Here is a 16,507-nt window from a genome sequence, read left to right as displayed (position 1 = left end):
CGTCGGACACCCGCTAGCGGCGCCGCGCGCGGCGCCGCGACCGGCCGGTGGCCTGCGCGGGCGTCCCGGACTCCCGCCACCCGCCCGGGACCTCGGCCATGACGAGGCCGAGGACCAGCCAGAAGAGCATGGCGATCCGGTCCAGGTTGGCCGGGTGGTCCACCGTGGCCGCGAGGAAGAACCCCGTCAGGGCGGCCAGCCCGGCGACACCGGCCACGGACTTCTCCCGGGCGGCGCGGACCGCCGAGGCGACGGCGATCACCGTCACCAGCAGGATGCCGAGCAGACCGGCCACGCCCGCTTCGGCCAGCCAGTTCAGCCACATGTTGTGCGCGTGGACGAAGGTCCTGCCACCGGGCACGGCGGCGGAGACGGCGTCACCGGCCCGCCCCAGCCCGACCCCGAGCGGATGGTCCACGGCCAGGTCCACGGCCGCCTTCCACGCCTGGCCCCGTACCCCGAGCGCGGCACCGGCCCGCGACACCACCCACAGCGCCACCGTCACCGCCGCCAGCCCGGCCAGCCCCACGGTCGTCAGTGTCCGCGCCCCCCACCGGCCGAGGCGGGGGGCGAGCCAGTACGCGCCACCGAGCACCAGCAGACCCGCCGCGGCCGCGACACAGCCCGCCCGGGAGAAGGTGGTCAGCACCGCGCCGTACGCGAGGAGGCCCACGGTCACGAGGGCGACCCGTGCCGTGCGTTCGGCGACCGTCACCGCCGTCAGCAGGGCGACCGGGGTGAGCAACACCAGGAACGCGGCGAGCAGGTTGGGGTTGGCGAAGGTGCCCGTGGCGCGGATCATCGAACCGGCCCCGCCGCTGTCGCAGTCGACGTCGGTGAAGAGCCCGGTGCGGCAGAAGCCGGTCGGTACCTCATTGGTCACCTGGGCGAACGCCGAAGTGGCCGCGGCCGCCACGCAGGCCGGCGCGAGCAGCGCCACCGCCCGCCACGATTCGGGCTGCGACCGCCGCACCCCGACCAGCAGATAGAAGGTGGCGAGAGCGGTCATCAGGGCACGCAGCGGCGCGTCCGGGTGCCCGCCGACGTAGGTGGTGGCGATGGCACTGAGCAGGAGCACCGCGATGGCGAGGTCCAGCCGGGTGCGGAACGTGGCGAGCCGCGGGGCCGTCACCACCGTCGCGACCAGCCCCGCCAGTACGGCGAGGCGCACCGGTGTGATGACGCCGACCAGCGGGGCGTCCGGGAAGAAGTCGGTGGCCGCGTCGAGCATGACGATGGCCGTAGCCACCAGCGGAACGGCTTGGACTATCGCGCGCACAGGTGCCATGGCGCCCCAGCGTGTCCGGCGGCGGGTACCGGCAGATGGCACCCACACGAACAGTGGACAGCGCCTTCACGTCCGGTGTGCCCGTCGGCCGGTTCGGACGGAGTGGCCGCGACGCCGGACCATGTGCCCGCGCCTCAGGTGGCGGTGGCACTCCCGGCAGCGGGAGCGGCGAAGGGGCGCAGCGGGACGATGCCCACGCTGTGGCCGTCGCGGTCCAGCAGCCGGCCCATGTGCTTGACCGTGCGCAGCACCACCGAGCGGTCCTCGATGGTCAGCCGCGGCAGCCGCCTCGACAGATGCGCCTCGAAGGCGTGCACATCACCGGACGCGCGCAGCCAGACGTCGATCACGAGGTTGTGCGGGCCCGCCGTGATCGCACACGACCGCACCTCCCGCACCCCGGCCAGCGCCCGGCTGGTCTCCTCCAGACACTCGGCCGGTACGGACGCGAAGTACACCGCGGACAGCGGCCATCCGGACAGCGGCCGGGCCAGGTCGCAGCGCAGACACACCCGTGAGCCGAGCAGCGAGCGCAGCCGTCGGCGGACCGTGGTGAGTGGCGCGTCGGCGTGCTCCGCCAGATCGCTGACCGCCATCCGGCCGTCCGCACTCAGCAGCTCCAGGAGCCGGATGTCCAGGGGGTCCCAGCCGGTCGCCCCCGAGGGCAGCGGCTCGGTCGGCGGGAGCGCCTCCTGGAGACGGGCGCACTGCGTGGCATCCAGGGCGCGCAACCGCCACCGGCTGCCCTCGGAGGGCAGGGCCGTCGCCACATGCGTACGTGTCGCCCGTACCCCCGGCGCGCCCCGGAAGAGGACGGTGGTGAGCTGGGAGAGCTCACCCAGGTCGGAAGCCTGCAGCGCGATCACCAGATCCCGGCTTCCGGCCGTGAGCTTGACGTTCGCCACCGAGGGCTCGGCCGCCAGGGCCTCGGCCACGTCCTCGCCGACCCCGGGCTCGGCGTCCACCTCGACGATGCCGGTCACCACGATCCGGGAGTCCGACAGCTGGGGGTAGGCGGTCACCCAGGCCAGCCCCGCCTCCTGGAGCCGGTGCCAGCGTCGCGCGGCCGTCACCGGGTTCACCCCGAGAACATCACCCACGAGAGTCCACGGGGCCCTGGGGTGGATCTGCAAGGCGTGTATGAGGCCGCGATCCAACTCGTCCAGGTCATGCGCGGCGAAATCCTGCGTGTGCATGGGCGGCGCTTTTCTGCGTATCGCATGTGAATCTCGATGGAATGCTGCATGATAACACCCGAAACACACGATGGATCGACACTCCTCCCCACCAGTTCTCTCAACGAGGAGTGAGATCGAGCCCATGACGGAACCCACCACGTCCGAGACCACCAGGACCGCTCTGCGCGTGGAGAACGCCACGTTGATCGACGGTACCGGGGCGGCCCCGATCGCGGACGCCGTCGTCATCGTCGACGAAGGAACCATCACCTACGCGGGCCCGGCGGCCACCGCGCCCCCGGCCTCCGGCGACACCTTCACCGGCCGTGTCATCGACGCGGGCGGCCGCACCGTGCTGCCGGGTTTCTTCGACTGCCACACCCACCTCGCGTACGCCCATGCCTCCCCGCCCGGCCGCCGCGGTGAACTCGACCCGGTCCTGGTCACCTTCGACACCGCCACCCGCATGCGGCAGACCCTCGACGCGGGCATCACCACCGCCCGGGACCTGGGCGGCCTGGCCACCGGGTACCGCACCGCCGTCGAGACCGGGCGGATCGAGGGCCCACGGCTGCACACCGCCGTACGGATCATCAGCCACACCGGTGGCCACGCCGATGTGCGCCTGCCCGACGGCACCGACCTCAGCGGCGGCGAGATGTCCGAGCTCGCCGACACCGAGGACGAGGCGCGGCTGGCCGTGCGCAAGGTGCTGCGCGCGGGGGCCGACCTGGTCAAGATCTGCGCCACCGGTGGCATGGGCAGCCCCTACGACCAGCCGGACGACGAGGGGCTCCTGGAGGAGGAGATCCGCGCCGTGGTCGACGAGTGCCGGCGCCACGGCGGCAAGCCGGTGGCCGCCCACGCCCAGGGCAACGCGGGCATCCTCAACGCCATCCGCGGCGGGGTCACCAGCATCGAGCACGGCTACGGCCTGGACGACCGGGCCCTGGAGATGGCGGGGGAGCGTGACGTCTTCGTCGTTCCGACCCTCTCCACCGTCTACGCGGGCATCAACAAGGCCACGATGGAGCACTATCACTACGAGAAGAAGGTGCGCTGGTCCGGCATCACCAAGGAGAACATCTCCCGCGCCATCGAGCAGGGGGCCAGGATCGCGCTCGGCACCGACGCCGCCGTCTGTCCGCACGGACAGAACCTGATGGAGCTCTCCTACCTCGTGGACCTGGGCATGGCCCCCATGGACGCCATCGTGGCCGGCACCCGGACCGCCGCCGAACTCCTCGGCGTCGCCGACCGGCTCGGCACGCTGGCCCCCGGCCGCGTCGCCGACCTCGTCGTCTGCGAGGGCGATCCGCTCGCGGACATCGGTGTGCTCGGCGATCCCGCCAACGTGGTGTGCGTCGTGCAGGACGGACATGTCCGCAAGGACACCAAGGGCCTCCTGCCCTCGGCCACGCCAGCCGGTGGGCGGCCCTGATGCCCGCGGTGACCGGGCTCCCCGCCCCCGGGGGCACCTCGCCGGACAAGGAGCGGCGTGGCGGGCTCGACCGTGTCCTCTCCTTCATCGAACGCGTCGGCAACGCCCTGCCCAACCCCATCGTCCTGTTCGCCGGGCTCTTCGCGCTGCTGGCCGTCGTCTCCACCGTCCTCGCTCTCGCCGGTGTCTCCGTCACCGTCCCCGGCACCGATGACACCAAGTCCATCGGCGGGCTGCTCACCGGTGAGGGGCTGCGCTGGCTGCTGGAGAACCTGATCCCCAACTTCGCCACCTTCCCGCCGATCGGCGCCGTGCTGGTGCTGATGATGGTGGTCGGGCTCGCGGAGAAGACCGGTCTGCTGGAGACCGCGATGCGGGCCACGCTGGCCCGGGTGCCGCGTGCGGTACTGCCGTACGCGGTGGCGATCATCGCCAGCCAGGCGCACATGATGAGCGATGTCGGCGCCATCGTGCTGCCACCGCTGGCGGCCCTGGTGTTCAAGAGCGCCGGACGCCATCCCGTCGCGGGCCTCATCGGCGGCTTCGCCTGTGTCACCGCGGGCTATGCGGCGGGGTTCACCATCGGCTCGCTGGACGCCCTGTACGTGGGCATCACCCAGCAGGCGGCATCCGTGCTCCCGGCCGCCGAGGGCCTCCATATCCATGTGCTCATCAACTACTTCTTCACCGCCGCCAGCAGCGTCGCCCTGGGGCTGCTCGGCGGATTCCTCATCAGCCGCGTCCTCGAACCACGTCTGGGCACCTACCAGGCGCCCGACGGCGAGGCCACCGGGGAGGACCTGACGCTCACCCCGGTGCAGCGCAAGGGGCTCGCGGTCACCTGCGCGGTCGTCGGTGTGTATCTGGCGGCGGTCCTCGCGCTGTGGCTGCCACCGGGCGCCCCGCTGCGCGGGGAGGGCGGCGCCTTCGTGCCCTCGCCGGTGCTGACCGGTGTCGTCCCGGTGCTCTTCGGCGCCTTCCTGCTCGCCGGGCTCAGCTACGGCTTCACGGTCAAGCAGCTCACCGGCACCGAGGACGTGGTCACCGCCATGACCGACTCGGTGAAGAACATGTCCGGCTACATCGTGATGATGTTCTTCGCCGCCCAGGTCATCGCGGTCTTCACCTGGTCCAACCTCGGAGTGCTGCTCGCGGTGAAGGCGGCCGCGCTGTTCAACGCCGTCGGCGTGACCGGCTTCTGGGCGATCATCGCGTTCGTCCTGCTGGCCTCCTGCCTCAATCTGGTGATCCTCTCCGGATCCGCCCTGTGGTCCCTGGTCGGCCCCGTCTTCATCCCGGCCTTCATGCTCATGGACATGAGCCCGGCGCTCAGCCAGGCGGCCTTCCGCATCGGCGACTCGGCGACCGGTGCCATCACCCCGATGAACCCGTATCTCATCCTGGTCCTGGCGATGGTCCGCGAATACGAACCGGAGGCCCGCCTGGGGACCCTCATCTCCCGGCTCGCCATCTTCGTGGTGCCGTTCCTGGTGGTGTGGCTGGCGATCCTCGGCATCTTCTACGGCCTGGACCTGCCGCTCGGCCCCGGAGCACACATCGGCGTCAAATGACGCTTCCCGAGCACATGGTGGTCATCCTGTGCTCGGGACTCAGTCCAGGGGGCGGTCGTCCCGGTGGGCCCCGTAGAAGTCGGCCTGCCGGGACATGATCGTGCGCATCGAGGTGCCGCGCTCGACACCGTAGACGGTGTCGGGAAAGTCGAGAGCGCGCTGCACCTCCCACAGTTCGGCGTGCTGATCGGGGGAGAACAGCCGGGCCGGGTCCCCGGCGGCGATCCAGCCGATGGGGAGCACCGTGCCGGGCGCCAGCCGCGAGTTCACCTGGAGCACGCTGTTGATCCGCAGCTCGGCGCCCGTCCCCGCGACCGCCCCGGGAAACAGCGACGCGCCGGTGGCCACGAAGACCTCGTCCTCGACCCTCGCCCCGTTGACATGGGCGTGCGGCCCGATCAGCACCGCGTCGCCCAGCGTCACCGGATGCCCGGCCCGCGCGCGGACCAGCGCGTTCTCCATCACCACCACATCCGCCCCGGTGCGCACCTCACCGTCCTCGGCGGTGAGCACGGCACCGTGCAGCACCCGCGCCCGCTCGCCGAGGACGACGGCACCGCACAGGACGGCGGTGGGGGCGACATACGCCGATTCGGGAACCACGGGCCGCCTGCCACGATGTTCGAGCAACATGCTCCGATCCTAGGGCGTGTTTCGAAAGTCCCGCCTGCCCCGCCCTCCGGGCGGACGGCGCTACTTTCGAAACACGCCCTGGGCGACCGGTGGGCCCTCCGGCAGTCAGTACGCGGCCGGCCAGCCGCCGGACCAGCTCAGCAGGTTGACGCCCAGCTTCGGAGTGCCGTTGTCCTGGCCGTCGTAGTAGTGGTAGACGAGCAGATCGCCGTCGACGTCGCTCATCACCGACTGCCCGCCGGGGCCGATGTAGCGGCCGTGGGACTCGAGGACCGGGGTGCCGCCGTTGTTCATCATGTTCACCCCGCTCTTGTCGTAGTACGGACCGGTGGGGCTGGTGGCGCGGCCGACCTTGATCTTGTACGTGGAGCTGGTACCCGCGCAGCAGGTGTCGTACGACGCGAACAGGTAGTAGTAGCCGTTGCGCTTGACGACCGACGGGCCCTCGATCGCCTTGGTGCCGGTCGGCCGGGAGGCGATGGCGTAGACCGTCCTGTCGCCCGCGTACTGCTTGCCGGTGGCGGGGTCCAGGCGGATCATCTTCAGCCCCGACCACCACGAGCCGAATGACAGCCACCACTTTCCGTCGCTGTCGACGAAGAGGTTGGGGTCGATGGCGTTGTAGTCGCTGCCGCCGGTGGTGGAGTGCACGATGCCGCGGTCGGTCCAGGTACCGGCCCTGCCGCTGGGGGAGGTGGCGAGGCCGATCGCGGAGTTGCTGGAGCCGAAGGACGAGACGGCGTAGTACATCAGATAGGCGCCACCCTGGTACGAGATGTCCGGTGCCCAGGGGTCGTTGTCGGCGGAGTACGTCCGCCACCAGGAGGGCGGGGTGGTGAAGGCGCTGCCCGAGCGGCCGAAGGCGATCCGGTCGGTGGAGGTGCGGGCCTCCAGGCCGCCGTGGGTGGAGTAGAGCAGATAGGTGCCGTCGGTGGCGCGGACCATCGACGGGTCGTGGACGACGGTGTCGCCCGTCACCCGGCCGGGGTTGGGGTACGCGGAGGCGCTGGTGGGGAGCAGGGCGAGCAGGAGTGCGGTGGGCAGCGGGAGCCATCTGGTGCCGCGGTGCGCTTTCATGGCGGTTCTCCTCTCGTGGGCCTGGGGTGTGCGCGTTCCGCGAGCGGAACTGACGCAGCGTCAAGTCTAGTCGTGGGGTACACACATGGGCCCTGGGCCGAGACCCAGGGCCCTTCCGGGCGAGGAGGTGTTTTCCGCCTATCGGTGTTCCTTCTCCCAGTTCGCCCTGGAGACCGGGGCGGGCCGGGGAAGCGGCCGGCCGTCGAGGTAGAGGTCGACCTGCTCGTTGTAGAAGGCGACCAGCCCCGCGATGGGGGACACCTGGCGGGTCGGGAAGTCATAGGTCCAGGCGAGGTCCGGGTGAGTGGCGGTGTCGGTCCGGACGGACCAGTAGCCGCTCGTCATGCCCTTGTACGGACAGCTGGTGACGGTCTCGGTGGGCTCCATGCGCGTCCAGTCCAGATACACCCGGTCCAGGTAGTAGCGCGTCGGGAGCCCCGTCTCCAGCACCATCACCGAGCTCGGGGCGTCGGCGAGCACGGCGCCGTCCAGCTCGACGCGTACGGCACGGCCGGACCGGAGCGCGTCGACGCGGGTGTACGGGCTCCTGGGGTGGACGAACACCTGCTCGTCCTCCTCGAACCAGGCGTCGATGGCCTCCCACCGGAAGCTGACCTGGCCGACGATGCCGGAGGGCGCGTCCTCGCCCCATTCCCAGGCCGCGCCCGGGCGGGTGAGCGAGCCCACCTGGAGGGTCTGCCGGCGCGCTCCGCCGACCTTCAGCGCCATGCTCCGGCCCTCGTCGACGAGCGCCTCCTCGACGATGTCGTCGCGGGGCACGCAGTACTGCGGATAGCCCGGCCAGAGCCACACATAGCGCGCCCGCACGGTGTCGAAGACGGGGCGTCCGGTCACGAAGCCACGGAGGCGGCGGGGTACGGGCTCCACATGGCCGACCGGAACGATCATCGCGGGGTAGTCCGGTGTGTACTCCGTCATGCCTCTTCCAGTGCCTCCCCGAACTCGCGCAGCGCCTTGCCGTGCTGACTGTGGGCCAGCCCGTGCCCGACCGCTATGGCCGCCGCCACCGGCCATTCGATGATCCCGATGGCGGCGATGACGCCGAGCCCGGCGAGGAAGCAGAGCTGTTCCTCCGAGGGCAGCTCCACCCGCCGCCCATCCAGCTGGACGGTCACGGAATGGCGCGCGCACACGTCCTCGGCCGCGGCGCGGGGGCCACGGGATCGTCTCCTCGCGGCCGGGGCCGATGCCTGGGCCCGGGAGGACGCGCTGGTGCGAGGGGTTGTCTTGGTCGCTTCGGCCATTGCTTCGATCCGTTCAATCCGCTCATCGGCCTACGGCGGACATCCGCGCGATGACCCTTCCACCGTAAGCCCGTTTCCCGGGCTCATGCGCGTTGTGGGGCTCCGAAGCGCACGGCGACCCCGGGGGAGTTGGGCTGCCGCCCGCCGTTGCGGCAGGACCGCGGAGACATTGACTGTTTGCTATAGCAGAAATACTCTCGTCGGCATGAGCGCTGACGCCCTGGGTTCCGTGGAGACCACGTCGCTGGCCGACCAGGCATACCGTCGGCTTCGGGACGCGATCCGTGGGGGTGTCCTGCGGCCGGGTGAGAAGATCACCGAACGCGATCTGGCCGCCCGCCTCGGGGTCAGCCCGACCCCGGTCCGGGAGGCGCTGCGGCAGCTGGTGCACGAGAAGGTCGTCGAAAGGGTCGGGCCGCGCGCCCTGCGGATCGCCGACCACTCCTCGGCGGCCCGCTCCGAGATCGTGGAGGCCGAGGTCCGCCTGTCCGCCCTCATGGCGCGCCTCGCCGCCCGCAACGCCACCGCGGAGCAGCTCACCGGCCTCGTTTCGCTGCTCGCCCAGACCGACCAGATCGTCGCCGGGATCGAGAAGACCGTCGCCGGGCAGGGCGTGGAAGCCGATGTGACCGACGGGCTCGCGGCCGTCTTCCACAAGCTGCGCCTGTTTCACCGCCAGGTAGAGGCGTGTGCGGGCAACCCCGTCCTGGAGGGCCTGCTGGATCAGGCCCGGGCCTTCAGCGACGAGGAGCGGCTCGACCTGACGGTGAGGCTCGCTCCCGGGCATGCCGAGGCGTTCCGCGCCCGCTATCACGAGCATCGCGAGTTGCTGGACGCTCTCCTTGAACGGGATGAGGACCGCGCCGAGGAGCTTGCCGCGCGGCACCACCGCGCCGCCCTCGCCCAGTTGTCCGGCGGCTGATCCCCGAGCTGCCTGCCTCGAGCCGCTTGCCTCGGCCTGATTGTCCCGAGCCGCTTGCCCGCCGCCCGGCGCAGGGGGTGCGCCCGGCGAGCATGCACTTCCACTTCCCCGTTATGCTATAGCATGCAGCAACAGAAGCTGCCGCGTATGATGCCTCCCGATACCCCCTCCGTCTCCGAACCGCCCACGGCACCGTCCCGCCCGGCGGTGGGCGAGCGCATGAACCGCGGTGCGGTGCTCTGGGTGACCCTCGCGGTGTTCGCTCAGGAAGCGGTCTGGAACTTCTACGACGCCCAGGTCCCCGAGCAGTTGCGGCACTACTTCCCCTCCGCGGGCGTGATCGGGCTGATCATGGGCCTGGACCACTCCTGGGGCATCTTCACCCAGCCGTCCGTCGGGTTCCTCTCCGACAAGCTCGCCCGCCGCCGCACCGGCCGGTGGCCGATCGTCCTGGTCGGCGCCGCGCTCGCCGCTGTGCCGTTCGTCCTCATCCCCTGGGCGACGAACCTGCCGGCGCTGATGGTGTGCGTGGTCGGCTTCGCCGCGGTCGCCAACGCCTTCAAGGGCGTCACCGAGACGTTGGTGACGGACTATGTCGCGCCGTCCGCCCGCGGCAAGGCTCAGGGCTTCATCAAGGCAGGCGTCAGCCTGACCATCGTCGTCTCTTCCGTGATCAGCCTCTTGGTCGTCGACCGGTCCCTTCATCTCGCCTTCGTGATCCCCCCGTTGCTGATGCTGATCGTGCTCGGGCTGTCCTGGGCCTTCCTCGGCCGCAAGGTCTCCCTTCCCCGGCCCACTGTCCAGGGCGGCCCGCACGACACCGACTGCTACGCCGGCCAGCAGTACGCCCCACTCATGGACATGGAAATCGCCTGGACATCACGCGGAACGATCACTCCCTTGGCGGGGGTACCGGGAGGCTGGGACTCCCCGCCGCCTCTGGGAAGGCGCGCAATTCATTCCGGGGACGCCGGACGATGAGGAACCATTGAGGAAGCGTGAGCATATGGGAATGACCAGGTCGAAGAAGAACGCTGTCGGCTGGATCGTCGGCATATGTGTGATGGCCGCGGGGCCAGTCCTCGCGGGGTGTTCGGCGGACTCGACGAAGGCAAAGGACACGAAGGACACGAAGGGCTCGACCTCGACCGCCAGGGCCACTCCATCCCCGGAGGGGCAGTCCGGCGATCAATCCACGGTGCAGGGGGTGGTGGCCAAATGGGTGACCGCGGTCGTCGAGGATCGTCCCAAGGAGGCCTGCCTGGTCATGGCGACACCGGCCACCGACGGGTCTCCCGCGAAGCCCATCACTGAGGCGATATGCGGCGGCAAGGGGCCGGAGGCACAACAGATGGCGGAACAAATCCACCGCATGCGCACCTCGTTCACGCCTGACCAGCCGAAGAATCCCCCGACGGTGAAGGTCGCCGAGGTCCCGGTCGCGGACAAGAAGGCGACAGTCGACGGTGAGCAGGTCACCGTGGACGGTCAGACATTGAAGGCCATCGTCCTGTCGCACTCCACCGGAGTGGAGGAGGACGAGGTCGGTGTCAGGATCGGGGCCGCCGTCGTGGCGGGTCGCTGGTACGTGACAGACCTGGGTCTCTCCGTCGGCTGACTTCGCGGTTCTGACCCTCGGACGGGGAGCCTTGTCGCTGGTCGTCATTGGGTCCGCTCCCGGTTGGCCGACGTCGGCTTCTCCGGGGACCTCACTTCGGTTGCGGCGGTAAAGGCGCTGCGCGGGGCAGAGCCGGGGCTGAGTCTGCTGGCAGCGGTGCGACTACGGGATGACGCGGTGGCCCATCCGGAGTGATGCGCGACCGGGTCAGTGCCGTTCCGGATCGAAGTCCAGCACCTGCGTGAGCCGGATGTTGTTGCCCGACGGGTCCCGGAACGACGTGTTGATTCCGTACGGTTGTGCTGTCGGCGGGTCGTTGAACTCCACGCCACGGGCGGACAGCTCGTCATAGGCGGCCCTGCAGTCGTCGGTCTCCAGGAACAGCGTGCCACCCGCACCCTTTGCCACCAGATCCGACAGCTGGACACTGCTCGCCTCGTCGAGCATGGGCTGCCCCGGTACTGGCATCAGCACCAGCGCCGGACCGTCCCCGCCGGGCGGGGCGACGCACAGCCACCGGAAGTTCCATGCCTCCATCGTCACGTCCGCCCGGACCTCCCAGCCGAGTTTCTTGGTGTAGAAGTCAAGCGCCTCGTCCTGGTCGTGCACCCAGAACTGCGCATTCGCGATCTTGATTGTCGTCATGGTCGCTCCTTGGTCGGTTGCCTGGAACCGACGCTAGGCAGCCGGCGAGGCCGTGTCTTCTCGAAACGTGCGGTTCTGCGGCCGTGCGTAGGCCATCGCCACACAGCGGGGGATGCGCACATGTCGTGCGGCGGGCAGGTGCGCCGCACGGTACGGCTGTGGAGTCATCCCGTACATCCTGCGGAAACTCGTCGTGAAGGAACCGATGCTCCGCACACCGACGGCGACGCCGACCGCGGTCACCGTCCAGTCGGTCGCAAGCAGCAGGGCGGCGGCCCGCTCCAGGCGACGGGTCAGTAGGTACTGGTGCGGCGACTCGCCGAACACGGCCTTGAAACGGCGGCTGAAGTGGGCCGGAGACAGCGCGGCGGCCGCGGCCATGTCGGCCACGGTGAGTGCCTCGGAGTAGCGGGTGTCCGCGAGATCCCTGGCGCGGAGCAGATGACGAGCGATCGGAACATGGGCCACGCAACCCATTGTGCGATGTTTGGTCTCTCGCCGCGCAGTAGCGGTTCCGGTCGCGCCGGCTACGAACGGCCCCTGTGCGCCAGGGACCGTTCGTTCGCGCGCACTGCCCCCGCGCCGTAAGCCCACTTCCCGGACTGGACTCATATGCGTTGCGGGGTTCCGAAACGCACGGCGACCCCGGGGGAGTAGAGCACACTCACCGGCGGGCCGGTCATGGGCGGCAGGCCCGCGGTGGTGATCAGGCCGTCGTCGAGATCGAGCAGCTCGGCTCGGTGCAGTGGCCACGGTGCGTGGTCGTTCGGCAGGTGCACCGTGCGGCCGTGCCACGCCACATGCAGACCCCACCGGGCAGTCAGGAACCGTTCCAGCCGTGTGGGCTCGGTGATGGCTCCGCCTATCCTCACCACGGCCCGGCTCATGCGACCCCGGGCCGCCGGGCGCCGTCGCAGGCCGCAGCTATAGGTGACCACGTCGTTCTCACGGCGCAGCCGCATCGTGGACCACCGATAGGGCAGCCGGACGGTGAGCCGGCCCACCAGCACGGGGAGCAGCCGGGCCGCGTCCAGGGACCGGAACACCACACCGCGCCGGCCCTGCCCGTCCACCGAGTACAGCCGCACGTTCGTCTCACAGAACGTGCCCAGATACGGCAGGCCGGGCCCCGGCCCGAAGCCCACACCGCGCATCAGGAACGGGACCAGCCCGACATAGGTGACACCGTCGAGGGTGTCGGGGCGCGTACCGGCGGGCAGCAGCGGGGCCACGCGCTCCGGCTCCACCGGCCAGTGCAGGAAGGTGAGTTCATCCCAGCGCTGGACGAGGGTCGGCCGGCGCACGGGCCGTGGCGTGGACAGGGTGATCGGCTCGATCTCCATGGCCAGCGTCCTAGCACAGGGGACCGAGCCGCCCGTCAGGCGGGTCCCGGATTCCCCGGGTGGGGGACCGGCTCGGAGAACTCGGCGCGCACCGCCTCCGTGTGCTCGCCCAGCCCCGGCACCGGCCGCATCGGGGCCCTGCGGCCCGCCACCTCCACCGGTGGCAGCAGACCTCGTAGCGGTCCCACCGGGGAGCCGAACTCGCCCCAGCGGTCGCGAGCGTCGAACTGGGGGTGGGCGGCGAACTCCGCGAGGTCACGCAGTCGGGCATTGGCGATAGCGGCCCCGTCCAGCAGCGCGATCAGCCCCTCGGCGGTGTGGCCAGCGAAGCACGCCTCCAGCTCGGCCGTCAGCTCCTCGTCATGGGTGCGGCGCAGCGGATTGTCCGCGAAGCGCGGATCGCGGATCAGCTCCCGGCGGCGCAGCACCCGCTCGCACAGGGCCACCCATTCACGGTCGCTCTGCACACTCAGGAACACCTGGGCGCCGTCCCCACAGCGGTAGGCTCCGTACGGCGAGATGGACGGATGGCGGGCGCCGCTGCGGACGACTCCCGCGCCGCCGTACGCCTGGGCGAAATAGGGGTGGCCCATCCACTCGCCCAGCGCGTCCAGCAGGCTCACGCTCAGATCGGTCCCCGCGCCGGTGCGCTCCCGCTCGTACAGCGCGGTGAGAATGCCGGTGTAGGCGTACATCCCGCCCGCGATATCGGCGATCGAGATCCCGGGGCGGGCCGGTGCCTCCGGGCTGCCGGTGATCGACAGCAGCCCGGCCTCGCACTGGATCAGCAGGTCGTACGCCTTCTTCTCGCGGTACGGGCCGCAGTCCCCGTATCCGGAGATCGCGCAGGTGATCAGGCGGGGATGGGCGGCCCGCAGCGTCTCCGCCCCCAGGCCCAGCCGGTCCACGGCGCCTGGCGCCAGATTGTGCACGAAGACATCGGCACGGGCGAGCATCGCATCGAGCAGCGCCCGGTCGGCGTCGTCCTTGACGTCGAGGACGACGCTCTCCTTGCCGCGGTTGACCCAGACGAAATAGGCCGACGCGCCCTTGACCTCGCGGTCGTACTCGCGGGCGAAGTCCCCGCGCCCCGGCCGCTCCACCTTGATGACCCTGGCCCCCAGATCGGCGAGCTGACGGGTGGCGAACGGGGCGGCGACGGCCTGCTCCAGGGCGACGACGGTGATGCCTTCCAGCGGCTGCGCGGGCACGGGCGGCTCCTTCGATGCGGGTAGCCCCTGTCTACCCCGTGCCGGACGGCGATCGAACGCCGCCCGGCACGTCCGGCTCAGCCCAGCAGCCTCCGCAGATAGGCGATCTGCTCGGCCTGCTGATGGGTACCGCCGCCCTCGTGGCCGTTGAAGGACCACACCTTGAGGTCCTTCTCACCGGCGTAGTGGTGATAGGCGGCGAAGCCGCAGGAGGTCGGGGTGGTCTCATCGCGCAGGGCGGTCGAGAACAGCGCCGGCGCGTTGGCGCGGACCGCGAAGTTGAGCCCGTCGAAGTGGTCGAGTGTGGCGAACACCCGCTCGGCCAGCTCGCGCTGTGTGGCGCAGAACCGCGCCAGTTCACCGTAGGGTTCCGCGTCGGTGATCTCGACCGCTCGCCGGATGTGCGTCATGAACGGCACATCCACCAGCGCCGCCGTCAGATCCGGCACCAGCCCGGCCGCCGCCAGGGCCAGCGCACCGCCCTGACTGCCCCCGCTGACCACGATCCGCGCGGGGTCCACCAGCGGATGCTCACGGGCGGCCTCCACCGCGCGCACCGCGTCCGTGTACAGCCGCCGGTAGTAGTAGTCGTCCGGGGAGAGGACGCCATGGGTCATCTTGCCCGGTGTCTCGGGCCCGGTGCCGCCGACCGGATCGGGGGTGACGCCGGGGGAGTGCTGGACCCAGCCCTGACCCCGGCTGTCCATCACGAAGACCGCATAGCCCACCGACGGCCACAGCAGCCAGTTGTGCGGCAGCCCCCGGCCGCCGCTGTAGCCGAGGTACTGCACCACGCACGGCAGCGGGGCCGCCACGTCCCGCGGGGCCAGCAGCCAGCCGCGTATCCGGTGCCCGCCGAAGCCGGAGAACTCCACGTCGTAGGTGTGCACACGGGTCAGTCCGGTGTCCTCCTCGGTGAACACCGCGTTCAGCTCGCGGCTGCGGGCCTCGGAGAGGGTCCGCTTCCAGAAGGCGTCGAAGCCGTCCGGCTCGGGCAGCGGGGGCTGGTAGGTGCGCAGCTGCTCCAGGGGCAGGTCGATGAACACGGTGGGCGGACCTCCGTAGCGATCGGTGCGGTGAAGGGGTGCGCGGTCAGGAGTCGATCGGAGGAGTCGGGTCAGGGGCGATGGACGGGACGGGGTGATGGACGGGACGGGGGATACGGGATCGTCCGGTCATCCGTGCAGCGTTCGACTCCTCGGTCATAAGGGAGCGCGGAATGGCGGAGCGGTACTGGACCGGACCATGAGCCGGGTGGACAGCTCGGTCCGCATGGCCTCCGGCACCTCGCCGGTCATCAGCCGCAGCAGCGTGCGCAGCGCCGCGCCCGCCATCTCCGACAGCGGCTGGCGGACCGTCGTCAGCGCGGGGGTGATCCAGCGGGCCTGCGGCAGATCGTCGAAGCCCACGACGCTGATGTCCCGCGGCACCCTCAGGCCCCGTCCCCTGACCGCCTGATACACACCCGGCACCATCTGATCGGAGCACACGAAGACGGCCGTGGGCGGTTCGGGCAGATCCAGCAGCTCACCCATCCGGTGGCGCGCCCCGGCCTCGCTGATCTCGCCGTAGCGCACATACGCGGACGGCACGGGCAACCCGGCCGCCGCCATCGCCGAGCGGTACCCGGCGACCCGGCCGCCGTCGCGCACCGCCCGCCCCAGGCCGCCGATCACCGCGATCCGGCCGTGCCCCAGCCCGATGAGGTGCTCGGTCGCGGCCATCCCGCCCTGCCAGTTGGCGGCGGCCACGGACGGCACCCCGGGCGGCGGGTCGTTCGCGGGGTCGATCAGCACAAACGGGATCCGCCGCTCGTCGAGCCAGGAGTACTGGGCGGGGGCGAGCTCGATGAGATGGAACAGCACACCCGAGCTGCCCCGGGCGTACAGCTTCTCCGGCCAGCCGCATTCGAGCCGGCCGCCCCGACTTCGGGTGGCCGCGGCCGAGACCACCACCTCAAGGCCCGCCTCGTGCGCGGCCTCGGCCGCGCCGTGCAGCACCGCCCCCGACCAGGCGCCGTCGAGTGAGTGCACCACCAGGTCGACGATCGCGGTCGGCTTGGGCGCCTCGCAGCGCGGTCTGCGGATGTACCCCAGGCGGTCCAGGACCTCGGTGACCCGGCGGCGGGTCTCGGGGGCCACGTCCTCCCGGCCGTTGACCACCTTCGACGCGGTCGGCACCGATACACCCGCCTCACGGGCGACGACCGCCAGTGTGGGCCCCGTCGATCCCGAGGAACGAGCCATTGAGACTCCCTTCCCTAACCGCCCACGTGGAACCCCTGACCGGGCAGCAATCGGTTACCAACCCTAAGG

At 70.8% G+C, this 16,507-nt stretch carries 17 protein-coding genes; 5 read left to right on the top strand and 12 right to left on the bottom strand.

Annotated elements, in window-relative coordinates; all coding sequences use genetic code 11:
• Positions 1-13: 13 nt before the first annotated feature.
• Together GWI24_RS01100 and GWI24_RS01095 are read right to left on the bottom strand one after the other, a co-directional pair.
• Positions 14-1,288 (bottom strand): O-antigen ligase, encoded by a 1,275-nt coding sequence (locus GWI24_RS01100; RefSeq protein ID WP_210943969.1) that lies wholly within the window; start codon positions 1,286-1,288, stop codon positions 14-16.
• 134 nt (positions 1,289-1,422) lie between these two features.
• On the bottom strand, positions 1,423-2,484 hold the full coding sequence (locus tag GWI24_RS01095) for an Lrp/AsnC family transcriptional regulator (protein WP_210943967.1): 1,062 nt from the start codon (positions 2,482-2,484) through the stop codon (positions 1,423-1,425).
• 124 nt (positions 2,485-2,608) lie between these two features.
• Here GWI24_RS01095 and GWI24_RS01090 point away from each other — a divergent pair, with 124 nt between their 5' ends.
• Together GWI24_RS01090 and GWI24_RS01085 are read left to right on the top strand one after the other, a co-directional pair.
• Positions 2,609-3,907 (top strand): amidohydrolase family protein, encoded by a 1,299-nt coding sequence (locus tag GWI24_RS01090; RefSeq protein ID WP_210943965.1) that lies wholly within the window; start codon positions 2,609-2,611, stop codon positions 3,905-3,907.
• On the top strand, positions 3,907-5,478 hold the full coding sequence (locus GWI24_RS01085) for an AbgT family transporter (RefSeq protein WP_210943963.1): 1,572 nt from the start codon (positions 3,907-3,909) through the stop codon (positions 5,476-5,478). Before GWI24_RS01090 ends, GWI24_RS01085 begins: the two co-directional genes overlap by 1 nt.
• A gap of 39 nt (positions 5,479-5,517) precedes the next feature.
• On the opposite strand, the gene GWI24_RS01080 is transcribed toward GWI24_RS01085, so the two are convergent.
• The 4 genes from GWI24_RS01080 to GWI24_RS01065 all read right to left on the bottom strand — a co-directional run bounded on the left by GWI24_RS01080 (position 5,518) and on the right by GWI24_RS01065 (position 8,324).
• Entirely contained in the window at positions 5,518-6,111 is a 594-nt protein-coding gene (locus GWI24_RS01080; protein ID WP_210943961.1) for a gamma carbonic anhydrase family protein, read from the bottom strand.
• A gap of 105 nt (positions 6,112-6,216) precedes the next feature.
• Entirely contained in the window at positions 6,217-7,188 is a 972-nt protein-coding gene (locus GWI24_RS01075; RefSeq protein WP_210943960.1) for an arabinan endo-1,5-alpha-L-arabinosidase, read from the bottom strand.
• A gap of 138 nt (positions 7,189-7,326) precedes the next feature.
• Positions 7,327-8,127 carry a DUF427 domain-containing protein gene (locus tag GWI24_RS01070; RefSeq protein WP_210943958.1) on the bottom strand — a complete coding sequence of 267 codons (801 nt, stop codon included), beginning with the start codon at positions 8,125-8,127 and terminating at the stop codon, positions 7,327-7,329.
• Positions 8,124-8,324, bottom strand: a complete 201-nt coding sequence (locus tag GWI24_RS01065) for a hypothetical protein (RefSeq protein ID WP_210943956.1) — start codon at positions 8,322-8,324, stop codon at positions 8,124-8,126. The genes GWI24_RS01070 and GWI24_RS01065 overlap by 4 nt, the downstream gene beginning before the upstream one ends.
• Before the next feature lie 334 nt (positions 8,325-8,658).
• Here GWI24_RS01065 and GWI24_RS01060 point away from each other — a divergent pair, with 334 nt between their 5' ends.
• The 3 genes from GWI24_RS01060 to GWI24_RS01050 all read left to right on the top strand — a co-directional run bounded on the left by GWI24_RS01060 (position 8,659) and on the right by GWI24_RS01050 (position 10,993).
• Entirely contained in the window at positions 8,659-9,375 is a 717-nt protein-coding gene (locus GWI24_RS01060) for a GntR family transcriptional regulator (protein ID WP_210943954.1), read from the top strand.
• A 147-nt stretch (positions 9,376-9,522) separates the two neighbouring features.
• Complete coding sequence (locus tag GWI24_RS01055) at positions 9,523-10,356, top strand: MFS transporter (protein WP_281788708.1); 834 nt, start codon at positions 9,523-9,525, stop codon at positions 10,354-10,356.
• Between the two features lie 241 nt (positions 10,357-10,597).
• Positions 10,598-10,993: a hypothetical protein gene (locus tag GWI24_RS01050; RefSeq protein ID WP_210943952.1), complete on the top strand. Its 396-nt coding sequence runs from the start codon at positions 10,598-10,600 to the stop codon at positions 10,991-10,993.
• Between the two features lie 207 nt (positions 10,994-11,200).
• On the opposite strand, the gene GWI24_RS01045 is transcribed toward GWI24_RS01050, so the two are convergent.
• From GWI24_RS01045 to GWI24_RS01020, 6 genes are all read right to left on the bottom strand, one after another.
• Positions 11,201-11,638, bottom strand: coding sequence for a VOC family protein (locus GWI24_RS01045; RefSeq protein WP_210943950.1), 438 nt, complete (start codon positions 11,636-11,638; stop codon positions 11,201-11,203).
• Between the two features lie 33 nt (positions 11,639-11,671).
• Positions 11,672-12,115 (bottom strand): helix-turn-helix domain-containing protein, encoded by a 444-nt coding sequence (locus GWI24_RS01040; RefSeq protein ID WP_210943949.1) that lies wholly within the window; start codon positions 12,113-12,115, stop codon positions 11,672-11,674.
• A 131-nt stretch (positions 12,116-12,246) separates the two neighbouring features.
• A complete protein-coding gene (locus GWI24_RS01035; RefSeq protein ID WP_210943947.1) occupies positions 12,247-12,981 on the bottom strand; it encodes a YqjF family protein in 735 nt (244 codons plus the stop codon).
• 35 nt (positions 12,982-13,016) lie between these two features.
• On the bottom strand, positions 13,017-14,192 hold the full coding sequence (locus tag GWI24_RS01030) for a CaiB/BaiF CoA-transferase family protein (RefSeq protein WP_210943946.1): 1,176 nt from the start codon (positions 14,190-14,192) through the stop codon (positions 13,017-13,019).
• Positions 14,193-14,269: 77 nt separating this feature from the next.
• Positions 14,270-15,238 carry an acetylxylan esterase gene (locus tag GWI24_RS01025; protein ID WP_210943945.1) on the bottom strand — a complete coding sequence of 323 codons (969 nt, stop codon included), beginning with the start codon at positions 15,236-15,238 and terminating at the stop codon, positions 14,270-14,272.
• 156 nt (positions 15,239-15,394) lie between these two features.
• Entirely contained in the window at positions 15,395-16,438 is a 1,044-nt protein-coding gene (locus GWI24_RS01020) for a LacI family DNA-binding transcriptional regulator (protein WP_210943944.1), read from the bottom strand.
• Between the last annotated feature and the right edge of the window lie 69 nt (positions 16,439-16,507).

The sequence above is a fragment of the Streptomyces sp. MK37H genome (assembly GCF_018035285.1).
Lineage (GTDB): Bacteria > Actinomycetota > Actinomycetes > Streptomycetales > Streptomycetaceae > Streptomyces > Streptomyces endocoffeicus.
The sequence above is the reverse complement of the archived record's forward strand: the minus strand, read 5'-3'. Positions and strand labels throughout refer to the sequence as shown.

Coding starts and splice junctions, on each gene's coding strand:
- GWI24_RS01020 (WP_210943944.1), bottom strand. CDS start 16,438: ATGGCTCGTTCCTCGGGATCGACGGGGCCCACACTGGCGGTCGTCGCC.
- GWI24_RS01035 (WP_210943947.1), bottom strand. CDS start 12,981: ATGGAGATCGAGCCGATCACCCTGTCCACGCCACGGCCCGTGCGCCGG.
- GWI24_RS01045 (WP_210943950.1), bottom strand. CDS start 11,638: ATGACGACAATCAAGATCGCGAATGCGCAGTTCTGGGTGCACGACCAG.
- GWI24_RS01070 (WP_210943958.1), bottom strand. CDS start 8,127: ATGACGGAGTACACACCGGACTACCCCGCGATGATCGTTCCGGTCGGC.
- GWI24_RS01040 (WP_210943949.1), bottom strand. CDS start 12,115: ATGGGTTGCGTGGCCCATGTTCCGATCGCTCGTCATCTGCTCCGCGCC.
- GWI24_RS01090 (WP_210943965.1), top strand. CDS start 2,609: ATGACGGAACCCACCACGTCCGAGACCACCAGGACCGCTCTGCGCGTG.
- GWI24_RS01100 (WP_210943969.1), bottom strand. CDS start 1,288: ATGGCACCTGTGCGCGCGATAGTCCAAGCCGTTCCGCTGGTGGCTACG.
- GWI24_RS01080 (WP_210943961.1), bottom strand. CDS start 6,111: ATGTTGCTCGAACATCGTGGCAGGCGGCCCGTGGTTCCCGAATCGGCG.
- GWI24_RS01075 (WP_210943960.1), bottom strand. CDS start 7,188: ATGAAAGCGCACCGCGGCACCAGATGGCTCCCGCTGCCCACCGCACTC.
- GWI24_RS01055 (WP_281788708.1), top strand. CDS start 9,523: ATGATGCCTCCCGATACCCCCTCCGTCTCCGAACCGCCCACGGCACCG.
- GWI24_RS01085 (WP_210943963.1), top strand. CDS start 3,907: ATGCCCGCGGTGACCGGGCTCCCCGCCCCCGGGGGCACCTCGCCGGAC.
- GWI24_RS01095 (WP_210943967.1), bottom strand. CDS start 2,484: ATGCACACGCAGGATTTCGCCGCGCATGACCTGGACGAGTTGGATCGC.
- GWI24_RS01060 (WP_210943954.1), top strand. CDS start 8,659: ATGAGCGCTGACGCCCTGGGTTCCGTGGAGACCACGTCGCTGGCCGAC.